At 36.9% G+C, this 20,958-nt stretch carries 15 protein-coding genes; 7 read left to right on the forward strand and 8 right to left on the reverse strand.

What is annotated here, in order from left to right; genetic code table 11:
- Positions 1 to 40: 40 nt before the first annotated feature.
- The 7 genes from RM539_RS13920 (at position 41) to RM539_RS13950 (ending at position 13,037) form a co-directional block, all read left to right on the forward strand.
- Complete coding sequence (locus RM539_RS13920; protein WP_311504023.1) at positions 41 to 811, forward strand: glycosyltransferase family 2 protein; 771 nt, start codon at positions 41 to 43, stop codon at positions 809 to 811.
- A 44-nt stretch (positions 812 to 855) separates the two neighbouring features.
- Entirely contained in the window at positions 856 to 1,974 is a 1,119-nt protein-coding gene (gene wecB, locus RM539_RS13925) for a non-hydrolyzing UDP-N-acetylglucosamine 2-epimerase (protein WP_311504024.1), read from the forward strand.
- A 270-nt stretch (positions 1,975 to 2,244) separates the two neighbouring features.
- A complete protein-coding gene (locus RM539_RS13930; protein WP_311504025.1) occupies positions 2,245 to 3,399 on the forward strand; it encodes an MraY family glycosyltransferase in 1,155 nt (384 codons plus the stop codon).
- A gap of 69 nt (positions 3,400 to 3,468) precedes the next feature.
- The gene (locus tag RM539_RS13935; RefSeq protein ID WP_311504026.1) at positions 3,469 to 4,263 is read left to right on the forward strand and encodes a polysaccharide biosynthesis/export family protein; all 795 of its coding nucleotides are present in this window, start codon (positions 3,469 to 3,471) and stop codon (positions 4,261 to 4,263) included.
- Positions 4,263 to 6,665 carry a GumC family protein gene (locus RM539_RS13940; RefSeq protein WP_311504027.1) on the forward strand — a complete coding sequence of 801 codons (2,403 nt, stop codon included), beginning with the start codon at positions 4,263 to 4,265 and terminating at the stop codon, positions 6,663 to 6,665. The genes RM539_RS13935 and RM539_RS13940 overlap by 1 nt, the downstream gene beginning before the upstream one ends.
- A 96-nt stretch (positions 6,666 to 6,761) precedes the next feature.
- Positions 6,762 to 8,120 (forward strand): capsule assembly Wzi family protein, encoded by a 1,359-nt coding sequence (locus tag RM539_RS13945; RefSeq protein ID WP_311504028.1) that lies wholly within the window; start codon positions 6,762 to 6,764, stop codon positions 8,118 to 8,120.
- 309 nt (positions 8,121 to 8,429) lie between these two features.
- Positions 8,430 to 13,037, forward strand: a complete 4,608-nt coding sequence (locus RM539_RS13950; RefSeq protein ID WP_311504029.1) for a DUF1565 domain-containing protein — start codon at positions 8,430 to 8,432, stop codon at positions 13,035 to 13,037.
- Between the two features lie 68 nt (positions 13,038 to 13,105).
- Here RM539_RS13950 and RM539_RS13955 read toward each other — a convergent pair whose 3' ends face one another.
- The 8 genes from RM539_RS13955 to RM539_RS13990 form a co-directional block, all read right to left on the reverse strand.
- Positions 13,106 to 13,588: a hypothetical protein gene (locus RM539_RS13955; RefSeq protein WP_311504030.1), complete on the reverse strand. Its 483-nt coding sequence runs from the start codon at positions 13,586 to 13,588 to the stop codon at positions 13,106 to 13,108.
- The gene (locus RM539_RS13960; protein ID WP_311504031.1) at positions 13,560 to 14,468 is read right to left on the reverse strand and encodes an aldo-keto reductase family protein; all 909 of its coding nucleotides are present in this window, start codon (positions 14,466 to 14,468) and stop codon (positions 13,560 to 13,562) included. The genes RM539_RS13955 and RM539_RS13960 overlap by 29 nt, the downstream gene beginning before the upstream one ends.
- Positions 14,443 to 15,486: a Gfo/Idh/MocA family protein gene (locus tag RM539_RS13965; RefSeq protein ID WP_311504032.1), complete on the reverse strand. Its 1,044-nt coding sequence runs from the start codon at positions 15,484 to 15,486 to the stop codon at positions 14,443 to 14,445. Before RM539_RS13965 ends, RM539_RS13960 begins: the two co-directional genes overlap by 26 nt.
- Before the next feature lie 41 nt (positions 15,487 to 15,527).
- Positions 15,528 to 16,541 carry a WaaS/CpsH family glycosyltransferase gene (locus RM539_RS13970; protein WP_311504033.1) on the reverse strand — a complete coding sequence of 338 codons (1,014 nt, stop codon included), beginning with the start codon at positions 16,539 to 16,541 and terminating at the stop codon, positions 15,528 to 15,530.
- A gap of 46 nt (positions 16,542 to 16,587) precedes the next feature.
- Entirely contained in the window at positions 16,588 to 17,781 is a 1,194-nt protein-coding gene (locus RM539_RS13975; protein ID WP_311504034.1) for an NAD-dependent epimerase/dehydratase family protein, read from the reverse strand.
- 68 nt (positions 17,782 to 17,849) lie between these two features.
- On the reverse strand, positions 17,850 to 18,977 hold the full coding sequence (locus RM539_RS13980; protein ID WP_311504035.1) for a glycosyltransferase family 4 protein: 1,128 nt from the start codon (positions 18,975 to 18,977) through the stop codon (positions 17,850 to 17,852).
- Position 18,978: 1 nt separating this feature from the next.
- Entirely contained in the window at positions 18,979 to 20,079 is a 1,101-nt protein-coding gene (locus RM539_RS13985; protein WP_311504036.1) for a glycosyltransferase family 4 protein, read from the reverse strand.
- Complete coding sequence (locus RM539_RS13990) at positions 20,080 to 20,952, reverse strand: glycosyltransferase family 2 protein (RefSeq protein WP_311504037.1); 873 nt, start codon at positions 20,950 to 20,952, stop codon at positions 20,080 to 20,082. It abuts the gene before it with no gap.
- Positions 20,953 to 20,958: the final 6 nt, after the last annotated feature.

The raw sequence follows: 20,958 nt of genomic DNA on the forward strand, positions 1-20,958 counted from the left end.
GTTACTGCAAAGTAATGAATTGCTGAAAAAATATGTACAGATGAAAATTCAACCTAAACAACTTATATCAATAATTACTCCCGTACATAATTCAGCCAAGTTTATTGAAGAGACGGTCCGTTCGGTTCAAAGCCAATCATATGCCCTTTGGGAAATGATTATTATTGACGATTGTTCCAATGATGAGTCGGTTCAGATTATCAAAAAGCTGGCAAGGGAAGACAAGAGAATACATCTTATGCAAAATTCATCAAATTCAGGGCCGGCGATAACTCGAAATAGAGGAATTGAAGCAGCAAAGGGAGATTTTATTACATTCCTGGATGGGGATGATATTTGGCTTCCAAATTTCCTGGAGGTATCATTAAAATTATGTCAGCAAGAGGGCTACGAATTTGTTTTTGCCTCTTATAAAAGAAAAGATGAAGAGTTAAACCCCTTGATTAGTGACTTTATTGTACCGGAAAAGGTGAGTTATAAAGATGTTCTTAGATCCTGTCCTATTTCCTGTTTAACGGCTTTTATTGATATTAGAAGAATAGGGAAATTTTATATGCCGGTAATGAATAAAAGACAGGATTGGGGGCTTTGGCTTGCTGTTTTAAAACATGTGGATTATGCATATGGGATTAAAGAGCCTCTGGCGGTTTATAGAATGAGAAAAGATTCCGTTTCCAGAAGTAAATTAAAACTTATCCCTTATGTATGGAAAGTATATCGTGAAGTGGAGGGAATAAATATTTTTAGATCTTCTTATTTGCTTATCCACTGGGCACTCAACGGATTCAAAAAGTATTATATAAATCGTTAACAGGATTATATTCTTCTGTATCCTACATAATAATTTTAAAATTTATGTTTAGAATCACCATTATCGCCGGGGCAAGACCCAACTTTATGAAAATTGCTCCCATCCTTAAAGCTATTGAAAAAAACAAATCAAATGGAGAAGAAATAGATTTTCGCCTGATACATACGGGTCAGCACTACGATAAAAAAATGTCAGGTAGCTTTTTTGAGCAGCTAGGTATTCCCGAGCCTCATGCCAACCTGGAAGCGGGCGGGGGAAGCCAGGCAGAGCAAACCGCCAATATCATGGTGCGCTTTGAAAAAGAACTTCAGGATAATCCTGCAGATGTGGTACTTGTTGTTGGGGATGTTACCTCTACTATGGCCTGCAGTATTACCGCTAAAAAATTAAACACCCAGGTGGTGCACGTGGAAGCCGGGATCCGTTCCGGCGATCTTAGCATGCCGGAAGAGATCAACCGTATGGTTACAGATTCCATTACCGATCATTTTTTTACGACTTCAGAAGTTGCAAATAAGAACCTGAGGAAAGCCGGAATTGAAGAAGGACGTATTCACTTTGTGGGGAACACTATGATTGATACTTTGTTATCTAATATCAAGAATTTTATAGATCCTGAAATTCAAATTGATGGAGAGATTCTTCAGGAAAAAAAATATTTTATGCTTACCCTGCACCGCCCGGCCAATGTGGATGAAGAGGAGAAGCTAAAGGCTTTGATGCAGGCAATTATTGATAATACAGGTGATTTACCAATTATTTTTCCGGTGCATCCGCGTACTGCAAAGATCCTTATAAATCTTGGCATTTCTCATGATCGGTTACATTTTATAGAACCCCTTTCCTACCTTGAATTCAATTACCTGGTAAAAAAGGCCAAAGCGGTGGTTACAGATTCGGGTGGAATTACAGAAGAAACAACAGTTATGGGTGTGCCATGCTTAACCTTACGAGACAACACAGAAAGACCTGAAACCATAAGCATGGGTACAAATGAACTTGTTGGTACAAATCCTCAAAACCTAAAACCATACCTGGATAAGTTAATGGCCGGGGAGTGGAAAAAAGGGGGTGAGATCCCGCTTTGGGATGGAAAAACAGCAAATCGTATTGTACAACAGCTTTTGGAAATTTATAAACCGAATTTAAAATCTCCAAATTAAAATACTTGATGCTCCAAAATTTAAGATGGCCCTGAAATTAATGAAGGAGCTCATCAAATAAATTAATGATTTATTGCGTTAAGTAATTGAACCCCACGAGATGCTGTGTCAATTTTAGTATAAAACATCTCAGATTACTAATAAATTATAATCAATAGTAATAATATTTAGCCACTCGTAAAACCACAATAGTAAGAATTTTACTTCCCGTAGTCCCCAACTATATAGGGAAGAGTATAGCTGCTTTATTAACCACCAAAATTTATTATTATGAACCTTCTTGATCAGGAAACTATCCTGGAGCTATTCCGGGCCTATTATCCCTATTTTGTGTTCAGCTTGTTTCTGGGTGCCTTTGCTCTAACTTATTACATGATACCAAAGGTATTATGGGTAAGTAATGCGAAACAACTAATGGCCAGTGTAAATGAACGCAGTTCCCACTCTGTAGCGGTGCCTACTTTTGGAGGAGTGGCTTTTTATTTAACTTTTATCCTTATCCTTTCGGTAATTCAAAGTCTTAGGCTTGGCTATGTAGGCAACCATCTTATTGCAGGTATCAGTATCTTGTTTATGGTGGGTTTAAAAGATGACCTGGTGATCTCTACCGCCCGGGTAAAACTGTTTGGGCAACTTGCGGCCGCTTGTTTTATTGTTTTTTCCCCGGAATTGCAACTAACGAATTTATATGGCTTTTGGGGGATCTATGGAATTCCGGCCTTTATAGGATACGGGCTCATTGCCTTATTAATAGTTGCACTTATTAATGCTTATAATCTTATAGATGGTATAGACGGTTTGGCTGCCATTACAGGTATAGTGATAGCCGCTGTTTACGGTGCAATCTTTTATATTACAGGTCTTCCATATTACGTACTGGTGTGCGTAAGCCTGGCAGGAATCCTAACTGCTTTTCTACCTTTTAATTTTTCCAGGGGCCGCAGGAAGATCTTTATGGGGGATTCCGGCTCATTGGTGATTGGTTTTATTCTGGCCTTCCTTACTATTAAAATCCTGGTGATGGAACCTGAGGTGTCATTGTTTGCCCAAAACTATCTTCCCGCTAACCGCCTTCTGTTTATCGCTACAGTGCTTTTTGTTCCCGTTTTTGATACCCTGCGGGTAATGATTCTTAGGCTTGTAAAGAGACAAAGCCCGTTTACTGCAGACAGGAATCATGCACATCATGTACTTCTTGACCTGGGGTTTTCTCATCCCAAGGCAAGCCTTTGTCTTGCCACCCTTAATATCCTGGTTATTAGTATTTATGTTGCTTTTTCTAATTTTATGTCTCATATGTGGTTAAGTTTTCTTGTGGTGAGTCTCTATGCAGGTAGCTTCCTGGTTTTTTTTCTTTTAAAAGGCAAAGCTGCCCTAGTAGCCAGGTCCGGTCATAGAACACAACATTTTCGGGATGTCGCTTAATCCCAAAACACCTGATTCTAAGGTGTTGTTAACTAAATCTTAAATATTATATTCGTCAAAATTTTTTTAATGAAATTCCCTTCATTTTTTAAACGGCTTTGCCTGCTGTTAACCAGCTTAACTTTAGTAACTTCTTGTGTTTCAAGAAAGGAGATTGTATATTTTGAAAACCTTAAAGAAGCCGGTGCAGCTTTAGAGCAAAATCAACAAAACAGCCTGCAAATTAAACCTAATGATCTACTTACTATTAGTGTCTCTGCTCCCGAGCAGGAGGCTGCTTTACCATTTAATTTACCTGTGGTTGGTTCAGGAAACGTATTGGGATCCGATCTCCGCGTTAGTGGTACACCACAATTACAGAGTTACCTTGTAGACAGCGAAGGTAATATAGATTTTCCTGTATTGGGTACTGTTGAGGTGACCGGGTTAAACCGGCAGCAATTGGCAATACTGCTAAAGGAACAGATAAGTGAATATGTGCAAAATCCTATTGTAAATGTAAGAGTAGTTAATTTTCAAATAAGTGTATTAGGAGAGGTTAATAGACCCGGAACTTTTGATGTAGAGGACGGAACCCTAAGTTTGCCACAGGCATTGGGCCAGGCTGGCGATTTAAGTATTTACGGCCGCCGGGATAATGTATTGGTGATGAGGGAAGAAGGCGGAAAGAAGAACTATGCTTATTTAGATCTTACCGATGCAGGAATTGTAGATTCTCCATATTATTATTTACAACAGAACGATGTGGTGTATATAGAGCCTAATGCGGCACAGCGTCAGTCTGCCAGCTATAATCGAAATGCCTCGGTGTATATTTCCATAGCTTCAGTATTAGTTTCATTAATCGTATTAATTGCCAGATAATGTCCCAACAACAAAATAATTATCGCAATCAGGAGGAGGAAATCGACCTTCGGGAAGAATTAGGAAAGTACCTGCGGCATTGGCCGTGGTTTGTAACTGGAGTGGTAATTTGCCTTATTACGGCATTTTTATATTTAAAAACTACTACCCCCAATTATGATACTGTTGCCAGTATTATTATAAAAGATGAGGAAAGCAAGTCTCCTTCTTCTGAATTGGCTGCCTTTGCCGATTTAGGTCTATTAAGCGGTATGGGAACCAACAGTATAGAAAATGAGATTGGGATCCTTCGTTCCAGGCGTATGATGAATAATACTGTAAAAGCCCTGGATATTAACATCCTGTTTTTTGATGAGGAGAAAATAAAATCTTCAGAACTATATCTCAATGTGCCCTATATAATTAATGTGCTTCAGCTGGATGAAAAATCACTTTCAAAAGTTGCCGCAGAAGAATTTAATGCATTCCGCATTGAGCAGGATGGGGAAAATCTGGTGCTAAAAAATACGGAGACTGAAAAGGTCTTCAAGGGAAGATTAGGAAAGCCTCTAAACCTGGGATTTGCAGATATTATTATAGATGAAAATCCTGAGTTTGCAGTTGAAGAAGAAGGAGAAGGGCCGGAAGAACTTGTTGTGAAATTTATTCCTGTAGATGCCGTGGTGGGCAGATACCGTGAAAAACTCCAGGTGAACCTTACCGATAAAAATTCCAGTTTGATCGAGCTTAGCCTTCAGGATCCTGTAAAGGCCAAGGCACAGAATATCCTGGATCAGCTTATTCTGGAATATAACCGTGAGGCTATTGAGGATAAAAACCTGGTGGCCCGTAATACCGCGGAATTTATTGATGAGCGCCTTCAGATCATCAATGAAGAACTTGATTCTGTAGAGACAGGAAAAGAAGAATTTAAGGAAGCTAACAGTCTTACTAATATTGAAGCGGAATCTGAATTATTTATTGCAAATGCAAGCGAATATAACCAAAGGCAGCAGGAAGTGGGAACACAGCTGGAATTGGCTACCGCTATGATTGAGTACTTAAATTCCGGCACCGAATCGGATCTATTACCTGCAAACCTGGGAATTCAGGAAGAGGGGGTGAATGAGCAGATTCAGCAATATAATGCACTGGTGTTAGAACGTAACAGGATCCTGGCCGGTTCTACCGAAAAAAACCCGGTTATAAAACGGCTTAACAGCCAGGTGGACCAAATGAAGGCCAATGTCCTGCAAGGCCTGGAAAGAATGCGGTCTAATCTTAGGATTGCTCAGCAAGACCTTAACAGGCAGGCAGCTTCCATCGGTAGTAAAATATCTGCCGTGCCTTCCAAGGAAAGACAGTACCGCGGAATTGAACGTCAGCAAAATATTAAGGAATCACTTTATCTTTTCCTGCTTCAGAAAAGGGAAGAGAATTCACTTTCTCTTGCGGTGACTGCGCCAAAAGCTAAAATTGTGGATAGGGCTTATAGTTCAAGTGAACCGGTTTCACCAAAACCGAAAATTATTATGCTGGCGGCTCTTATTCTTGGGATGCTCATTCCATTCCTGGTGATTTATATTAAAAATCTGCTTAATAATAAGGTAAGGAGCAGGGAGGATATGGAGAAAGAGATCAGGCAAATTCCTGTAGTGGGAGAACTTCCCAGGATAACAGGCAATGAAGCTCAGATCATAAGTAAGAATGATAGATCTGTTCTTGCAGAATCTTTTAGGATCCTGGCAACCAACCTGCAATATTTACTAATTAATGCCGGAAACAAAGAACACGGAATTAAGCTTTTTGTGACCTCAACCGTAAAAGGGGAAGGGAAAACCTTTACTGCCTTCAATCTTGCTATAACTTTGGCCAATACCGGTAAAAGAGTACTGGTAATGGGCGGGGATCTAAGGAATCCTCAACTGCAACGTTTTGAAGAGAATGCAAAGGAGTGGCAGGGGGTAAGCGATTATCTGGTAAATGATAATATACAAATAAGGTCGCTTATACGCTCATCTACTCTTCATGAAAACCTGGACCTTTTGTCTTCTGGTAGTATTCCTCCAAACCCCTCGGAATTATTAAGGCATAAGAAAATGGAAACATTGTTTGATGAAGTGGAACGGGATTATGATTATATTATAGTAGATACCGCCCCGTCCATGCTGGTGGCCGATACTTTTCTTATCAATAAATTTGCAGATCTTACCCTATACCTGGTAAGGGCTGGTTATACCGAAAAGAAACTGCTGCAATTTCCTGTAGATGCTAAAAACGATGGAAAATTGCATGATGTAAGTTTTGTGCTTAATGATGTAAAAACCGCTTACTTTGGGTACGGCAATAAGTATGGATATGCCTACGGGGAAGAAAAGGAAAGTTTTTGGGGTAGGATGAAAGGTAAAGCAGCCATGTGGTAATAATAATGTTTATAAAAAAAGAGATCAGGAGCCGCAATGAATTTTTGCGGCTTTTGTTGTAATATGGACTTTGTTTATTTAATTTTTAGGAGTGACATGAAATTGAAACCTGTTTTCGTATTGTTGATGCTGACTGGCTTTTCCGCTCTTCCGCAGCAGCCTGTATTCTCCGGAGAAGTGAATCTGGAAGGATTTAATTCCGAAAGTGATAAGTTGCCCTTTTGGTTGCATAGCAATCGCCGCGGCAGAATTTCAGAAGAAACGAACGTTGCCGGATGGCTCTCCGGGAAAATGAATTATGATTTAGGATCTGCTTCAGCACTGGAAATGGGAGGAGGTATTTTGTATAGCGATGGCTTTAAAGATGAAATTGCTATAGATCAATTATACGCCCAATTTACAAATTCCTGGCTACAGGTAATCGTTGGAAGAAAACAGCGGCCGGAATTGTACAATGGATTAAGTGCTACTAATGAAAATATCCTCTGGTCATTAAATGCAAGACCATTGCCGGGAATTCAGGTACAAACATCACAACCTATTTTCTTTGGAAGGAATAGAAGATTCGGTTTTGATGCCGCCTGGGAAGAGTATTTAATGGGTAAGAACCGATTTGTTCAAAATGCCCGCCTGCATCATAAAAGTTTTCACCTGCTTTACAGGATTGAAAATGGGTGGGAAATTAAGGCTGGATTGCAGCATTTTGCACAATGGGCAGGCACCTCTCCTGATTTTGGGGAGCAGCCTAATTCTTTTAAAGATTACTTGAGAATTGTTTCCGGCAGGGGTGGCGATGAAGGGGCCCGGCAGGGAGATGTAGAGAATGCGCTGGGTAACCATCTTGGCTCCTGGGAACTATATATAACCAAGAAGAGCGGGAAATTCACCACCCAATTTATTTTTAATAACATTTTTGAAGATGGATCCGGCAGCCGTTTTGCCAATTTTCCCGATGGACGCTATGGAATCTTTGTGAAAAGCACCGAGAAAAACAGGTGGTTCCAATCTTTAATTTATGAATTTTATTATACCCGTAATCAGAGTCATGATGTAAATAAATGGGGTGCAGATAATTATTTAGGACATCGTTTGATGTATAATTCAGGTTTTACTTATCAGGATCAGATTTTGGGGGCTCCTTTTTTTATTTATGATGGGGAAAGGGATCTGGTAGTTAATAATAAATTCGCTGCGCATCATTTGGGTCTGGCAGGCAACTATTCTTTGTTCTCGCATAGCTATCCGTACAAATTGTTGTTGAGTTACTCTCACAACGAAGGTACTTATGCCGAAGAATTAAATCCCGAAGCTTTAGATGAGGATGTATTATATTTATATTCTGAAGCTCAAATTCTTGAAAGGCCTTTTCGACTGAATTTTAAAATCGGTGCAGATTTTAATTCAATTAAAAAGCCAGTCTTTGGAGCTGGGCTTTCTTTAATAAAGGAATTTTGATTATTTCTCTGTTTCTTTTCTCACTTTCAAATATTAATTTCTGCATTTCCGTTTTTCATGACATGACAGCACCATGGAGTAAAAAACCTTAATAGTACCTTTCGTCGATTTTTTAGCTTGTTTTAACGAATTTATGATTATTTTAGCAATTTAATCTATTAATTATCTTGTAGTTATAGTTAGGAAAAATTTAAAGCAGCTAATATTCTTTCCACATTAAGGAAGTCAATATAATTATTTATTGTTTTATCTGTGAACATTTGACTATCCTAAGCCTTCTGAGATAATTTCCATACATTAAAACATTGAATGAAACAGTTCTTCTTTTTGTTTTTAATCTTTCTTAGCTCCAATATTTATAGCCAGACTCCAGAAAAAATGAGCTATCAGGCAATAGTAAGAAATAGCACGGATGAATTATTGGTTAATAAAGACGTTAACTTAATTATTCTAATAAGGCAAGGTTCACCCAGAGGAACTATCCTATACAGCGAAAAACATAACACCAGTACCAACAGAAATGGTTTAGTCAGCCTTCAGATTGGTACCGGACTGCCGGAAATAGGAAGGTTTTCCAATATCGACTGGAGCCAGGGTCCCTATTTTGTCGAAAACCAGGTGGATATTCTGAACAATGGTAATTTTAGTATTACTGGTATAAGTCAAATGCTTAGTGTTCCTTATGCGTTACATGCTAAATCTGCTGATGCTTTTAATGGAGTAATTTCAGCAGCACAAATTCATGACCTTCCTAACTATTTAGATAATGGCATAGATGGTAATGAAACAATGTTTAAAGACTGGGATAAAAATTATGCAGATGATTTTTCAGGAAAGTATGAAGATTTAATTGGCATTCCGAAAATTTATACTTCCATGGAAGTCGATAGTTTGTTACTCTCCGTACAAGGAGGAGAGGGAGTTGTACAATCGCTCCAATTGGAGAATGAAAAACTCACAATTTCAGGTGGAAATTCCGTTACCTTCGCAAACTGGGACACCGATGTGGAAGATGATTTTTCAGGAAATTATGATGACTTGGAAAACAAGCCAGAAATGTTCAATGGAAATTATGAAGACCTTCAGAATCAGCCTGTACTGTTCAGTGGAAATTATGAGGATTTGCACAATCTCCCACAGATATATACTTCGGCAGAGGTCGATAGCCTGCTTCTTTCCGTAGAAGGCGGTGAAGGATTCGCACAGTCGCTTAACCTGGAGAATAAAGACCTTACAATTTCAGGTGGTAATTCTGTATCCTTTGAAAACTGGGATACCAATGCTGAAGATGATTTCTCAGGAAGTTACCGCGATCTTTCTGATATACCGAATTTCTACACTGCTGCACAGGTTGATAGCCTGCTTCTTTCCGTGGAAAGTGGTGAAGGAATTGTACAGTCGCTTCACCTGGAGAATAAAGAGCTTACAATTTCAGGGGGTAATTCTGTATCATTTGAAAATTGGGATATCAATGTTGAAGATGATTTTTCAGGAAATTTTGAAGATTTGCACAATCTCCCACAGATATATACTTCCGCAGAGGTCGATAGTCTACTTTTTTCTGTTGAAGGTGTAGAAGGAATTGTACAGTCGCTTAACCTAGAGAATAAAGAGCTTTCTATTTCAGGGGGTAATTCTGTTTCCTTTGAAAACTGGGATACCAATGCTGAAGATGATTTTTCAGGAAGTTACCGCGATCTTTCTGATATACCGAATTTCTACACTGCTGCAAAGGTTGACAGCCTGCTTCTTTCCGTGGAAGGTGGTGAAGGAATCACACAGTCGCTTCACCTGGAGAATAAAGAGCTTTCTATTTCAGGTGGAAATTTTGTTTCCTTTGAAAACTGGGATACCAATGCTGAAGATGATTTTTCAGGAAGTTATGATGACTTGGAAGACAAGCCAGAATTTTTTAGCGGAAACTTTGAAGACTTACAGAATAAACCAGCCTTGTTCAGCGGAAATTTTGAAGATTTAATTAATCTCCCACAGCTTTATACTTCTGCAGAAGTCGATAGTCTTCTTTTTTCTGTAGAAGGTGGAGAAGGAATCGCACAGTCGCTTCACCTGGAGAATAAAGAGCTTACAATTTCAGGGGGTAATTCTGTTTCCTTTGAAAATTGGGACACAAATGCCGAAGATGATTTTTCAGGAAGTTATGATGACTTGGAAGACAAGCCAGAATTTTTTAGCGGAAACTTTGAAGACTTACAGAATAAACCAGCCTTGTTCAGCGGAAATTTTGAAGATTTAATTAATCTCCCACCGCTTTATACTTCTGCAGAAGTCGACAGTCTGCTTCTTTCTGTGGAAGGTGGAGAAGGAATCGCACAGTCGCTTCACCTGGAGAATAAAGAGCTTACAATTTCAGGGGGTAATTCTGTTTCCTTTGAAAATTGGGATACCAATGCTGAAGATGATTTTTCCGGAAATTATGGAGACCTTCAGAATAAACCGAATTTGTTCAGCGGACAATTCAATGACCTAACCAATATTCCACATCTGTACACAGCTGAGGAGGTGGATGATTTACTTGCTAATCTTAAAAACAATGCTTCGGCTCCTCAGGAATTAAGTCTGGATAAGAATCAGCTTTCTATATCCCAAGGAAATAATGTCTCCTTCGAAAGTTGGGATACGAATGCTGAAGATGATTTTGATGGTAAATATTCCAGTCTTTTAGATGCCCCTTCCATATATACGAAATCTGAAGTGGATAATCTTCTTTCAAATAAGCCAGAGTCAGACAAGGATAATCAATTTCTTACACTGAATGAAGATCAACTTACAATTTCGAATGGAAATACAGTTGCCTTCGATGAGTGGGACAGAGATGTTACGGACGATTTTTCAGGAGATTATAACGATCTGAGGAATAAACCCGAGTTCTACATGAGTACCACTATTGTTGATTCCATAAAGGAAGTTTCGAATAAAATTGAAATCACGAATGAAGATGCCGGTGTTCTTTTCATAAGTAATTCACCTACAAATGATACTGTTGTTATTCCAAATAAGTTAAAATTTGAGGGTCAGGTAGTCAGATTTGAAGCTCAAAATTCAGGAGATATTGTCTTAGATGCAGCTAAAATAATTCTTTACGACCTTAATAGGAATGAAGTTAAAGATCCCCATTTGCGAAAGGGAGCTATCCGTCAAATTTCAGATAATGCCTGGATTTTAGAAGGAAACCAAATCTCTATTATTTCACAGGACACCCAGTTTATTGATGTAACCACTGATCTTGTAGCATTAATAGATGCTAAAAAAAATGCCGTTGGTAATGGTATAGAAGACGATGCCCCTGCTCTTCAATCAGCTATTTATGCCGGAGCACAGTTTAAGAAAACAATTTATCTGCCTGCAGGCAAGTATAAGATCAATTCTCAAATTCAATTAAGTTCTTCTGGCCTGCATATAAAAGGTGCTGGGATGGATAAAACTTTTATTATTTACGACTCTTCTTACAAAGGTTCTGGAGCATTATTCCAGTCTAATGGGAAAAGTGATATTACATTCGAAGATCTCTCTATTTCAGGTAATAAGAAAGAGGTAGAAGCTGCTGTTCAAATTAATTCCTATCCAAATAATAATAAAAGAATAGGATTTGAACGAGTAAGAATTTTTAACTTTTGGGGACATGGTATTATGTTAGGACATGGAAATGATAAATCATGGTCAAATGATGAAGTAATCATTCAAAACTGTAAACTTTACAATATTGGTAGTCCTTCCAGCCCTATTTCCTTTACTGACCATGATACCTCCAGATTCAATGCTATTCATCTACAGCAGGATACAAGGAAATTGCTAATTACAGGAAATACTATTTACAACTGCTCAGGAGATGGAATATTTGGCTGGGGATGGAGTGATACAAGTGATAATTTTCCAGCGGAATCTCATGGTGATTGGATTATAACTGGTAATAATATCACTCGCTGTTGGATGGGTATTGAAATTAATGGAAATGGACTGCCACAGAAAATTAGCATCCAAAATAACATAATAAAATATCCTACAAGAAACTATGGTTATTGCTTATCTATTGATTCTCAATTTGGTCATATTTCTAATAATACCTTAGTAACAAATGATAGATGTGCTATTGAAGGAACTATAAACCAGGGAAGCATTTCCAACAACATAATTAATATAAGTGCTTTTAAAGATGGTGGTAATGGGCTTGCTCCTAATGCGAAGCCTAGTAGTAGTAATAGAATTGCAGCTATGGAATTATACGGATTTGCTGTAAAAGTTACAGGAAATAACATTACTCTTGAACGAAAAAATCCCAATAGCTTCACGCCCGCAGAATTTAATGGTATAAAAATTATCAGTACTACTACAGATCCTTCCTCACAACCTACCTCATTCGATGGAATAGATGGTAATCCAGGGTATTGGCATATTAGTGACAATTATATTCATGGTTTTACTCATAAAGCCGTTGATGCTACCAATTCTAAAATTTATAAGGTATACATTCGGGGAAATACTTTTACCAGTCGTAATGCAGTAGAAAGTCCAATTCAGATATATGGATATGACTGGGTGGTTAAAGGGAATATTTTTGATCTTACCGCTTCAATACCAAAGGATCGATTTCATGGGGCGGTAAGAGTTTTCGCTGGCCAGAGTAATAATACACGTTCAATAGTATCTGAAAACACCATTATCAATGATGTATGGCAATTTTTAAATACAGATAAATTCATTGCCTTTAAAAATGACTTTGTAATGAATAATGGGCTGGCATATACTTCCTATCCATATCCAGCTATGACGGAAGCACAAAAGGGTTCAATCGAGAAGCTACATGAAGGTATGATGATTTATCAAAAAGATGGTACAAAAGGTATCTACTTATATAACGGACAATCATGGATCTTGCAGCAAAATTTATTACCGCAGTAAAAATGGGAGTAAAATCTCTAAATCACCAGGTTCAATTAAAAAGAAGAAATTCATGCTCCATTTATTAATCAAAATTTCTTCATTTTATACTCATATGAATTTTGAGAAAAACTTACTGTTGTTGAATCTAAGAGGATAAAATTATACTTCATCCTGTAATTTATCATTTCCCCTTCAAAAGTGGTAAAAATAAATTCGTACTTATTTTCCGAAACTATGTTTTCTTCTATACTGGCAGAAGCATTAGACCTCGCTTGTGAGTTTTTTGCGGTATTTAATAGATCAAATACATTTGCTCCGCCCCAGGTAATAATCTTTATATTATCTTCTGAAATTTCAAGTTCATGGCATAAAGAACCACACAATTCGTATTGTTTCCAAGACCCTTGTAACCATTCGGGTGGATGGAGGGCTATTTTTGATGGCTGTGCGGTATCATCAGAACTACAGCCCAAGCTTAAACTACAAAATATAAAAATTATTAAAACTCTTTTCATTCCATGTTGTTTAATTATAGTTCCCTCAATAGTTCTTAATGCCTGTAGTTTCATGTTTTGGTGATTTTTCCAGCATTTTAGTATCAAACGAATGAATATAAGAAACGGTATTTTCAATATTTGCCCTGGAAGAAGCACCAAAAAGAATTGATTCAATATTGGGGAGATTACAAACATAATCAATAGCCTCTTTAGGAGGAATAGCCCCTCCTCCCAACACCTGCATAGCTATGGCTCTTACCTTGCGTGTGGCAAGGGTTTTTTCATATAATTCCTGTCCTCCAGACATTCGAAAATTTGCTTTGTTAATAGAGGAACAGATAATTGGGTTTTCAATACCTGCTTCTTCCAAGACATCTAGTAATTTAGGCATATTCATTGTAATAAATCCAGCCTCTGCACCATATTTTTTAGCAATATAATCATGGAATCCTTTCAATATTTCGACCATACCTAATCCAAGCAATAAATCGGTAATGACATTTTGTAAAAAGATGACAGGTGTATTAATTCCTTTGAACATCTTCATCTCTGCATCTATTAAAACTTCCATAATTCTTAGGTAATCTTTAGAAACAAAAGCCATCCCGCCTTTAAACATAGTTCCAAAAAAATTACCAGGGACATACTGTTTAACGGTACCTGCGATACCTAACTCCGTTACTGCATTAGCATACTTATGAGCATAAGGCATACAGGGATAGATATTAAAATTTCTGTATTTCTCAGGATTAGCTCTTATGATGTTACAAATTCTTGCAATTCTATCGTGGGTGGTACACATGAAGGTATTTATACCGGCATCCCGGGCGTAATCTAAAGTGCGAATTATAGCTTCATCATCTTTAAATTTTATTGATTGAGCGCGAGATTTTTCATCTGAAATATGATTTACAGCGAAAAATTGATTATCCCCATACAAAATTCTTTCCATTGGATATTTTTTTTGAATTTTCTTTAATAATTGATATGGCCTTATCGGTTAATGAGGCACTTTCAAAAGTATTTATATTATTGGGTACTTTACCCTCAATAGATTTTATAAAATAATCAACCTGTGCTGAATATTCTTCACCTCTCAGGTAAAAATCTACATGTTCAGTCAAATCTGTCACATATCTGACATTCCACCCTTTAGTATAGCCTTCAGGACAATCATCCATTTTAAAATATACCTTCAGTTCATTAGCATCTGAAATAATTTTACCCTTATTCCCAATAATAGTTACTGAAGTGGACATTTTGCGATACGTCTCATCACTCCAGTTTACAGAAATCATTCCTGATACATGGTTACGCAATTCAAGCAAAGAATATACAGCATCGTCAACCTTATTGGAATAAAATGATTTGATTATAGTGCCCTTAGCAGCACTTACCGGTGCAATCAGATCATTAATCAGATCTATAACATGGGAAGCATAATCCATAAGGCAGCCTCCACCTTCCATAGGATTTGAGCGCCAGGTATCTTGTTTTTTCTTTACTACAACTGGTCCATAGGCTTCCCCAACAAAATGCTGTATTTCTCCCAAATGCCCTTGCCTAATAATTCTTTTTACCTCCTTAAAAGTGCCAATAAACTTGTTGTGGTAGCCCACTTGATTTATGAGATTCATTGAAGAAGCGATTTGTGCCAACTCCTCTCCCTGTTCATATCCAAGGCAGAAAGGTTTTTCCGCAAAAACATGAATGCGTCTCTGCAACAATTCCTTTATAAACGGGTAGTGAAATTTAGTGGGTACAGCAACAAAAATGGCATCAGGTTTAGTTTCATCTACCATTTTTAAATAATCAGTATAACAAGCAAAGGAACTGTATTTCTCCATTCCTCCAAGTAACATTTTAGAGGTGTCACATACTCCTACTACTTCGACATCCGGATGGGCACCTAAAATGGATAAATGCGATATTCCCATTTTTCCCACACCGACTATAGCGACTTTAATCATAGTTTATATTCATTATTAGTTAGTAATAATTTCTTTCTGTATTAACAGGATCTAAATTTAACAGGTTCCAATTCTTGCTTTTTATCAAGCTCAATAAGCTGATCTACAAAATGATTGATTGTCCTGTGATGTGTTTCAGGGATTATATTTCGTATCCTTTCAAAATGTTCTAATAGAGAATCAGGCCTTGAAGATGGATCAAATAGAATGGTATTGTCACTATTAAAATATTTGTAGTGCCTTACATGACTATTATTGGTGATAATTTTGGTTTGTGAACTCAATGCTTCAAAACACCTTATAGTTATACCTGTCTGACTCGGATGGGCAAAATCTATTGTAAAATTGGATTCCCTAAGTATCCTGATATAATCTTCATAAGGGAGAGATTTAAAGGAAATGTACTTCCAGAACCTTATGTATAAAAAAGGATTTTTTATAAAATTTTGAAGAAAAAGAATTATATTTTGCTCATAGATGTATATGAACGCTTCCTTTTCTGATATAGCATTTAAAACGCTACTAATATATTTAAGACGATCGGAATGATTTCGGACGATTGCAGAAATTTGGTAGTTTATTTTTTTAGCCGAAGACGACTCAGGCATCGAGGAAAAAAGTTCTATAATTTGCAAATCATGCTTTTGGGCATCGCGGTAATCGAAAGTATAAAAATTATCAACTTGTTTATACCATCTAAGGGGAGCAGGGTGGTATTTGAAGGAGTCAAACGTATAACTCACAACTTTAGTTGAAACTCTTTTTAATTGTTCAATTAATTGGGTGCTCATTCCCCTCCCTTTTACAATAATGACAAGATCATAGGATTTATTTTTAATAAATTTTTTAATGATCTTTTTTTTGGTCATTCGGAGTAAGAGAGGAATTCCCAGTTTGCCCATGATTTTCCCAAAGGTATTCTCTGGATATTCATGGTTAGCAATAACTACATTATAATTTTTTAAAGTTAAAGCTTGCTTAAGATGTTCAGAGTAAGAATAAAATGATGTTGGCACAATGAGCAGGCAACTCTTAGATGTTTTATTTATCATCATATAATAGGTGCTATAATTTTCTAAATGGGTAATATCTCCTTTGGATTCACTTGTAGAGTCCTTTGCTCTTCATTTCTTCTATCGATAATTCGTATTTGTCTTCATATACATCCTGATTTTCCACCCATTTGCAGAACATGTTCAATCCTTCCTGAAAAGAAAATTTTGGGTTGTACCCTAGCATTACTTTTATTTTTGATAGATCTGCATAGTTATGGCGTATATCTCCTAAACGATAGTTTCCGGAAATAGATATATCCACTGAAGCTCCGTAAATATTTTTCAGGAGATTAGCTACTGTCAGTACATTAATAGGTTTGTCAGACCCAACGTTAAATACCTGGAAATTTGCTTCATCTTTAACTAAACCTAAAACAGTGGCATCAACAACATCATCAATGTAAACAAAGTCTCTACTTTCTTTACCATCCTCAAAAATGTTAATATTATTATTGTTCTTCATTTGGGTACTGAAGATTGACAAAATTCCAGTATAAGGATTACCTAAGGACTGCCCTGGACCATAAACGTTTTGATAGCGGAAAGCAACAGCTGGTATATTTAGTGACTTACCAACGGTTAGTACCATATCCTCTTGCACTTGCTTTGTTATACCGTAAAGTGATGTGGGATGCTTTTTAGATTCTTCATCAGTCGACAATAGAGTCAGAGGACCTTTACAAATAGGGCATTTGCACTCAAAATCACCATTGCTCAAATCCACATCTTTTCTTTCGTTTGGAAAGACCTCTCCATGAGTCTCACAGAGATACTTACCTTCTCCATAAATTGCCCTGGAAGATGCAACGATCATTTTTTTTATGTTATGTTCTGTATTGGCTAAAAGGTCGAGCATTAAGCTTGTTCCTCCTATATTAACGTCCACATACTTATGAATTTGATACATGGACTGTCCGGTCCCCGTTTCTGCTGCCAAGTGAATAATTACATCCTGCCCCTGTAAGGCTTGTATCCAATCTTCCTTAATATTTACAGAACCATGGATGAATTGTACTCCTGCCTTTAGCATATTTTGATAAGTTGGGGAGTTCATTTGGCTATTTTTGTCACCGTGAATTTGCGGAGAAAGATTATCAAGAACAGTAACATTGTAGCCAAGAGCAACTAACTTATGACAGAGGTTAGAACCAATAAAACCGGCACCTCCTGTAATCAGGATATTTTTCATAATAATTGTTCTTTTTTGAAGATCGAATTGATGAGTAAAAGATTTTTTCAACCAACAGTGTTGATTTTTAGATTAGCAAATGAATATATTTTAGCAGGGTTATGCTATGTTTTAGAATTTTATGCTGACGCAGCTTTTAAAATTTCCACAATCTTATGTTCAAATTTTTCCAGTGTAAAACGCATTTGGTATCTTTCTTTTCCTGCCATGCCCATTTTAATTCTCAACTGAGTGTTTTGGATAAGAACTTCAAGCTTTTCTGCTAAGAGAGCAGCATTTTTTTGCGGTACAAGAAAACCTGTTTTTCCATCTATTACAATCTCAGGAATAGCAGCCTCTGGAGTTGAGACTATAGGTAGTGCATATTGCATAGCTTCCAAATTAACTATTCCAAATGTTTCGTAATGGTAATAAGTTGGAAATACAAAAATATCCGCTTGATTGAAATGCCAGTGCTTATCATTTCCATATTTAGGGCCGTGAGCAGTAACATACTCAGATAAATTCAATTTCTTCACATAATCCTTGAAATCAGTGGCAGTAATATCTGACCATCCTCCAACAAAATGACACTCGAATTCCAATCCCATTTGCTTTAGTTCATTTAATGCTTCTAGGAGAATATATACCCCTTTTTCCTCCATCATATTAGATAGATATAGAAGCTGACAGGGTTTTGAAGATTTGGATGCATTAGCAACTGGCAAAACATGGTTAGAAATCGGGGGGATGCCATAAGGACAATAATGAATTTGATCCTGATTCACATATTGTTCAATGTCAAAGAAAAGGTAAGGTGATAAAAGTATACTTTGAGTATTTTTAAAAATATATCGATAAAGTCCCCGGTTAATAGCTGAGCTACTTGCACTAGCAACTCCTTTAGTATGGAAATGATAGAGAATCTTGACCTTATAAAATTTTAAAATAGAAATAATCACACAATCTTTGTAAAATCCAGGACCACTGGCTGTTAAAGAAACATAACAAAGATCAAATGAATTCTGGTTCATTGCTTTTACCAAATCTTTTAATAAAGAAAGAAAGGTTGAAATTTTTTTAATACTTCCCTTGCCAGACTCCTGGAGCTTTGTATTAGTGCCAAGATTGATAATAGTAGCATCTATTTCATTTTGTATATAATCACTGCTTTGAATGTAATTACCTGCCATAGCCGCACCATGAACAGGGGGGGGGAGATGCATTAACATCAATACCTTGAGTTTCACGGTATCTTTTGTTTTCATTTTATGATCTTTTTAAAGCTAATTGCGGGAGAGCGTATTCAATGGATTCCATAATTCCATTAGCCGACTGATGATGATTAAATTTTTGAACTATTTTTAAAGCATTTTTAGAAAATGTAGAGAGTAGTTCTTCATCTTTTAATAAGTTAACGATATGTTCTGCCCATAGTTTAGGATCCGTAGACAAGACATATCCATTTTCTCCGTGAACAATAAGATCATTTGCAGCTCCCGCTACAGGACTAATAATTACTGCTGTGCCACTGGCACAGGCTTCATTTGCAACAACTCCCCAAGGATCATTTAAAGTTGGAAAAAGAAAAAGTTTGGCTTTAGAATATAAGGAGGGAAGAACGTCCTGATCGACAAATCCAGCAAAAGTATAATCTAATTTATTTTTAATCAGTTCACTCAACATTTCCTCCCTTTGATCGCCATCTCCAACTATTAAAATTTTTAGCTCCGGAATTAATCTCTTTATTTGTTTTGCCACCTCTACAAAAAACAACGGCATTTTTCGCTGAACTATTTGGCCTGCAAACATTATATGATACTCTCTTTGATCAAGATCTGTATTAATAAATTTTGAGTTATCAATACAAAGGCAACTTCTAAACATTTTTTGCTCTGGCACCTCATAACTTCTGTATAAATCCATAGATCCCTTCCCAGGAGCTACAAACGCATGAGCTTTTTTAAAGACAATCTTGCGAATAAATTTCTGAATCTTGGAGAAATTTCTTTCTGATTCAAGAGTTCCATCATTATACACAATAATTTTTCCTCCATTTAAAAGGCACCAAATGATGGCGTATAGCATAGTGGGTTTAAAAGCTGAAATAATAAGGGCATCAGGCTTAAGTTTGTTCATGAGCTTCCATACAGAGGGATTATTATGCCTAAAAGTCTTTGATTTCCCTGCCAAAAAGTATTTGTTGTAATCTCCATAAGTTAATTCCCAATCTCGGTTAGGTTCTAACTTTGCGCAATAAATTACTGAATAGAAAATAGAAGCTTCATTTGCCAAAATTTCATGCATCCTCTCTCTGTAGGGGCCAGGAACTTGTGTTAGATATACTACATTAATTTTCTTACTGGTCATTTAGCAATTTAAATTAGAGATTTCTTGATTTTTTTTTGGTTTTTTAAATACCTCATAGACCCACGGGAAAATAGTTTTTAACCATAGCTTTAAAACTGCTGCGGGCAGGTGCAGTGAAAAATGTCTTCTGATAAATAATATATATTCTTTATAAGCTAGTCCTTTGGGGCTGTATAAATAAGCAACGCGCTCAGAAAAAGTCGAGGACTGAGGCTTCCAATTTTTGCCATGGTCATCTGTACAATATCCGAGTATACCAGGTGCAACTACAACAGAATATCCAGCTTTTTTTGCTCTGAGGGTATAATCATAATCAGCAATTCCATGAGTAAATTCCTTCGATAGAATTCCTATTCGTTGAACAATAGGGGCAGGAACAAGCATAATATTTGCATTACCAAGATCACATTCTACAACTTCTTTATTGCTATATACCAAATAACTTCTGGGTCCTATCTTATCTTTAAGTTTTCTACCACCATAGGAAATTTCACCACTTTTAGCATCGCTCGTACTTCCTACACAGATCACCGGTTTATCCAGGGACATGGCACACGCAATAAGGCGTTTAACAGCATCATCAGCAAGTATTGTATCATCATTTACTAAAAGGAAGTAATCTGGATTAGAGCCTAAAGCCCTTTTCCAAGTATGCCTCATACCCCCGGCCCAAAACAATGATCCTGTTCCATTCAATACATGCACATCGGGAAATTTTTCTTTTACAGCTTTAGCCGTGCCATCAGAAGAATTATCATCGGTTAAGAATATTTCTAAAACTGCATCATCAAGTAGTTGATTTTTCAAACTTTTCAAGCACCCGAGGGTTTTATTCCTCCTATTAAAGGAAGTAAGTAATACTGCTATTTTCATACAAAT

The organism is Autumnicola musiva, assembly GCF_031846585.1.
GTDB classification, from domain to species: Bacteria; Bacteroidota; Bacteroidia; order Flavobacteriales; family Flavobacteriaceae; genus Autumnicola; species Autumnicola musiva.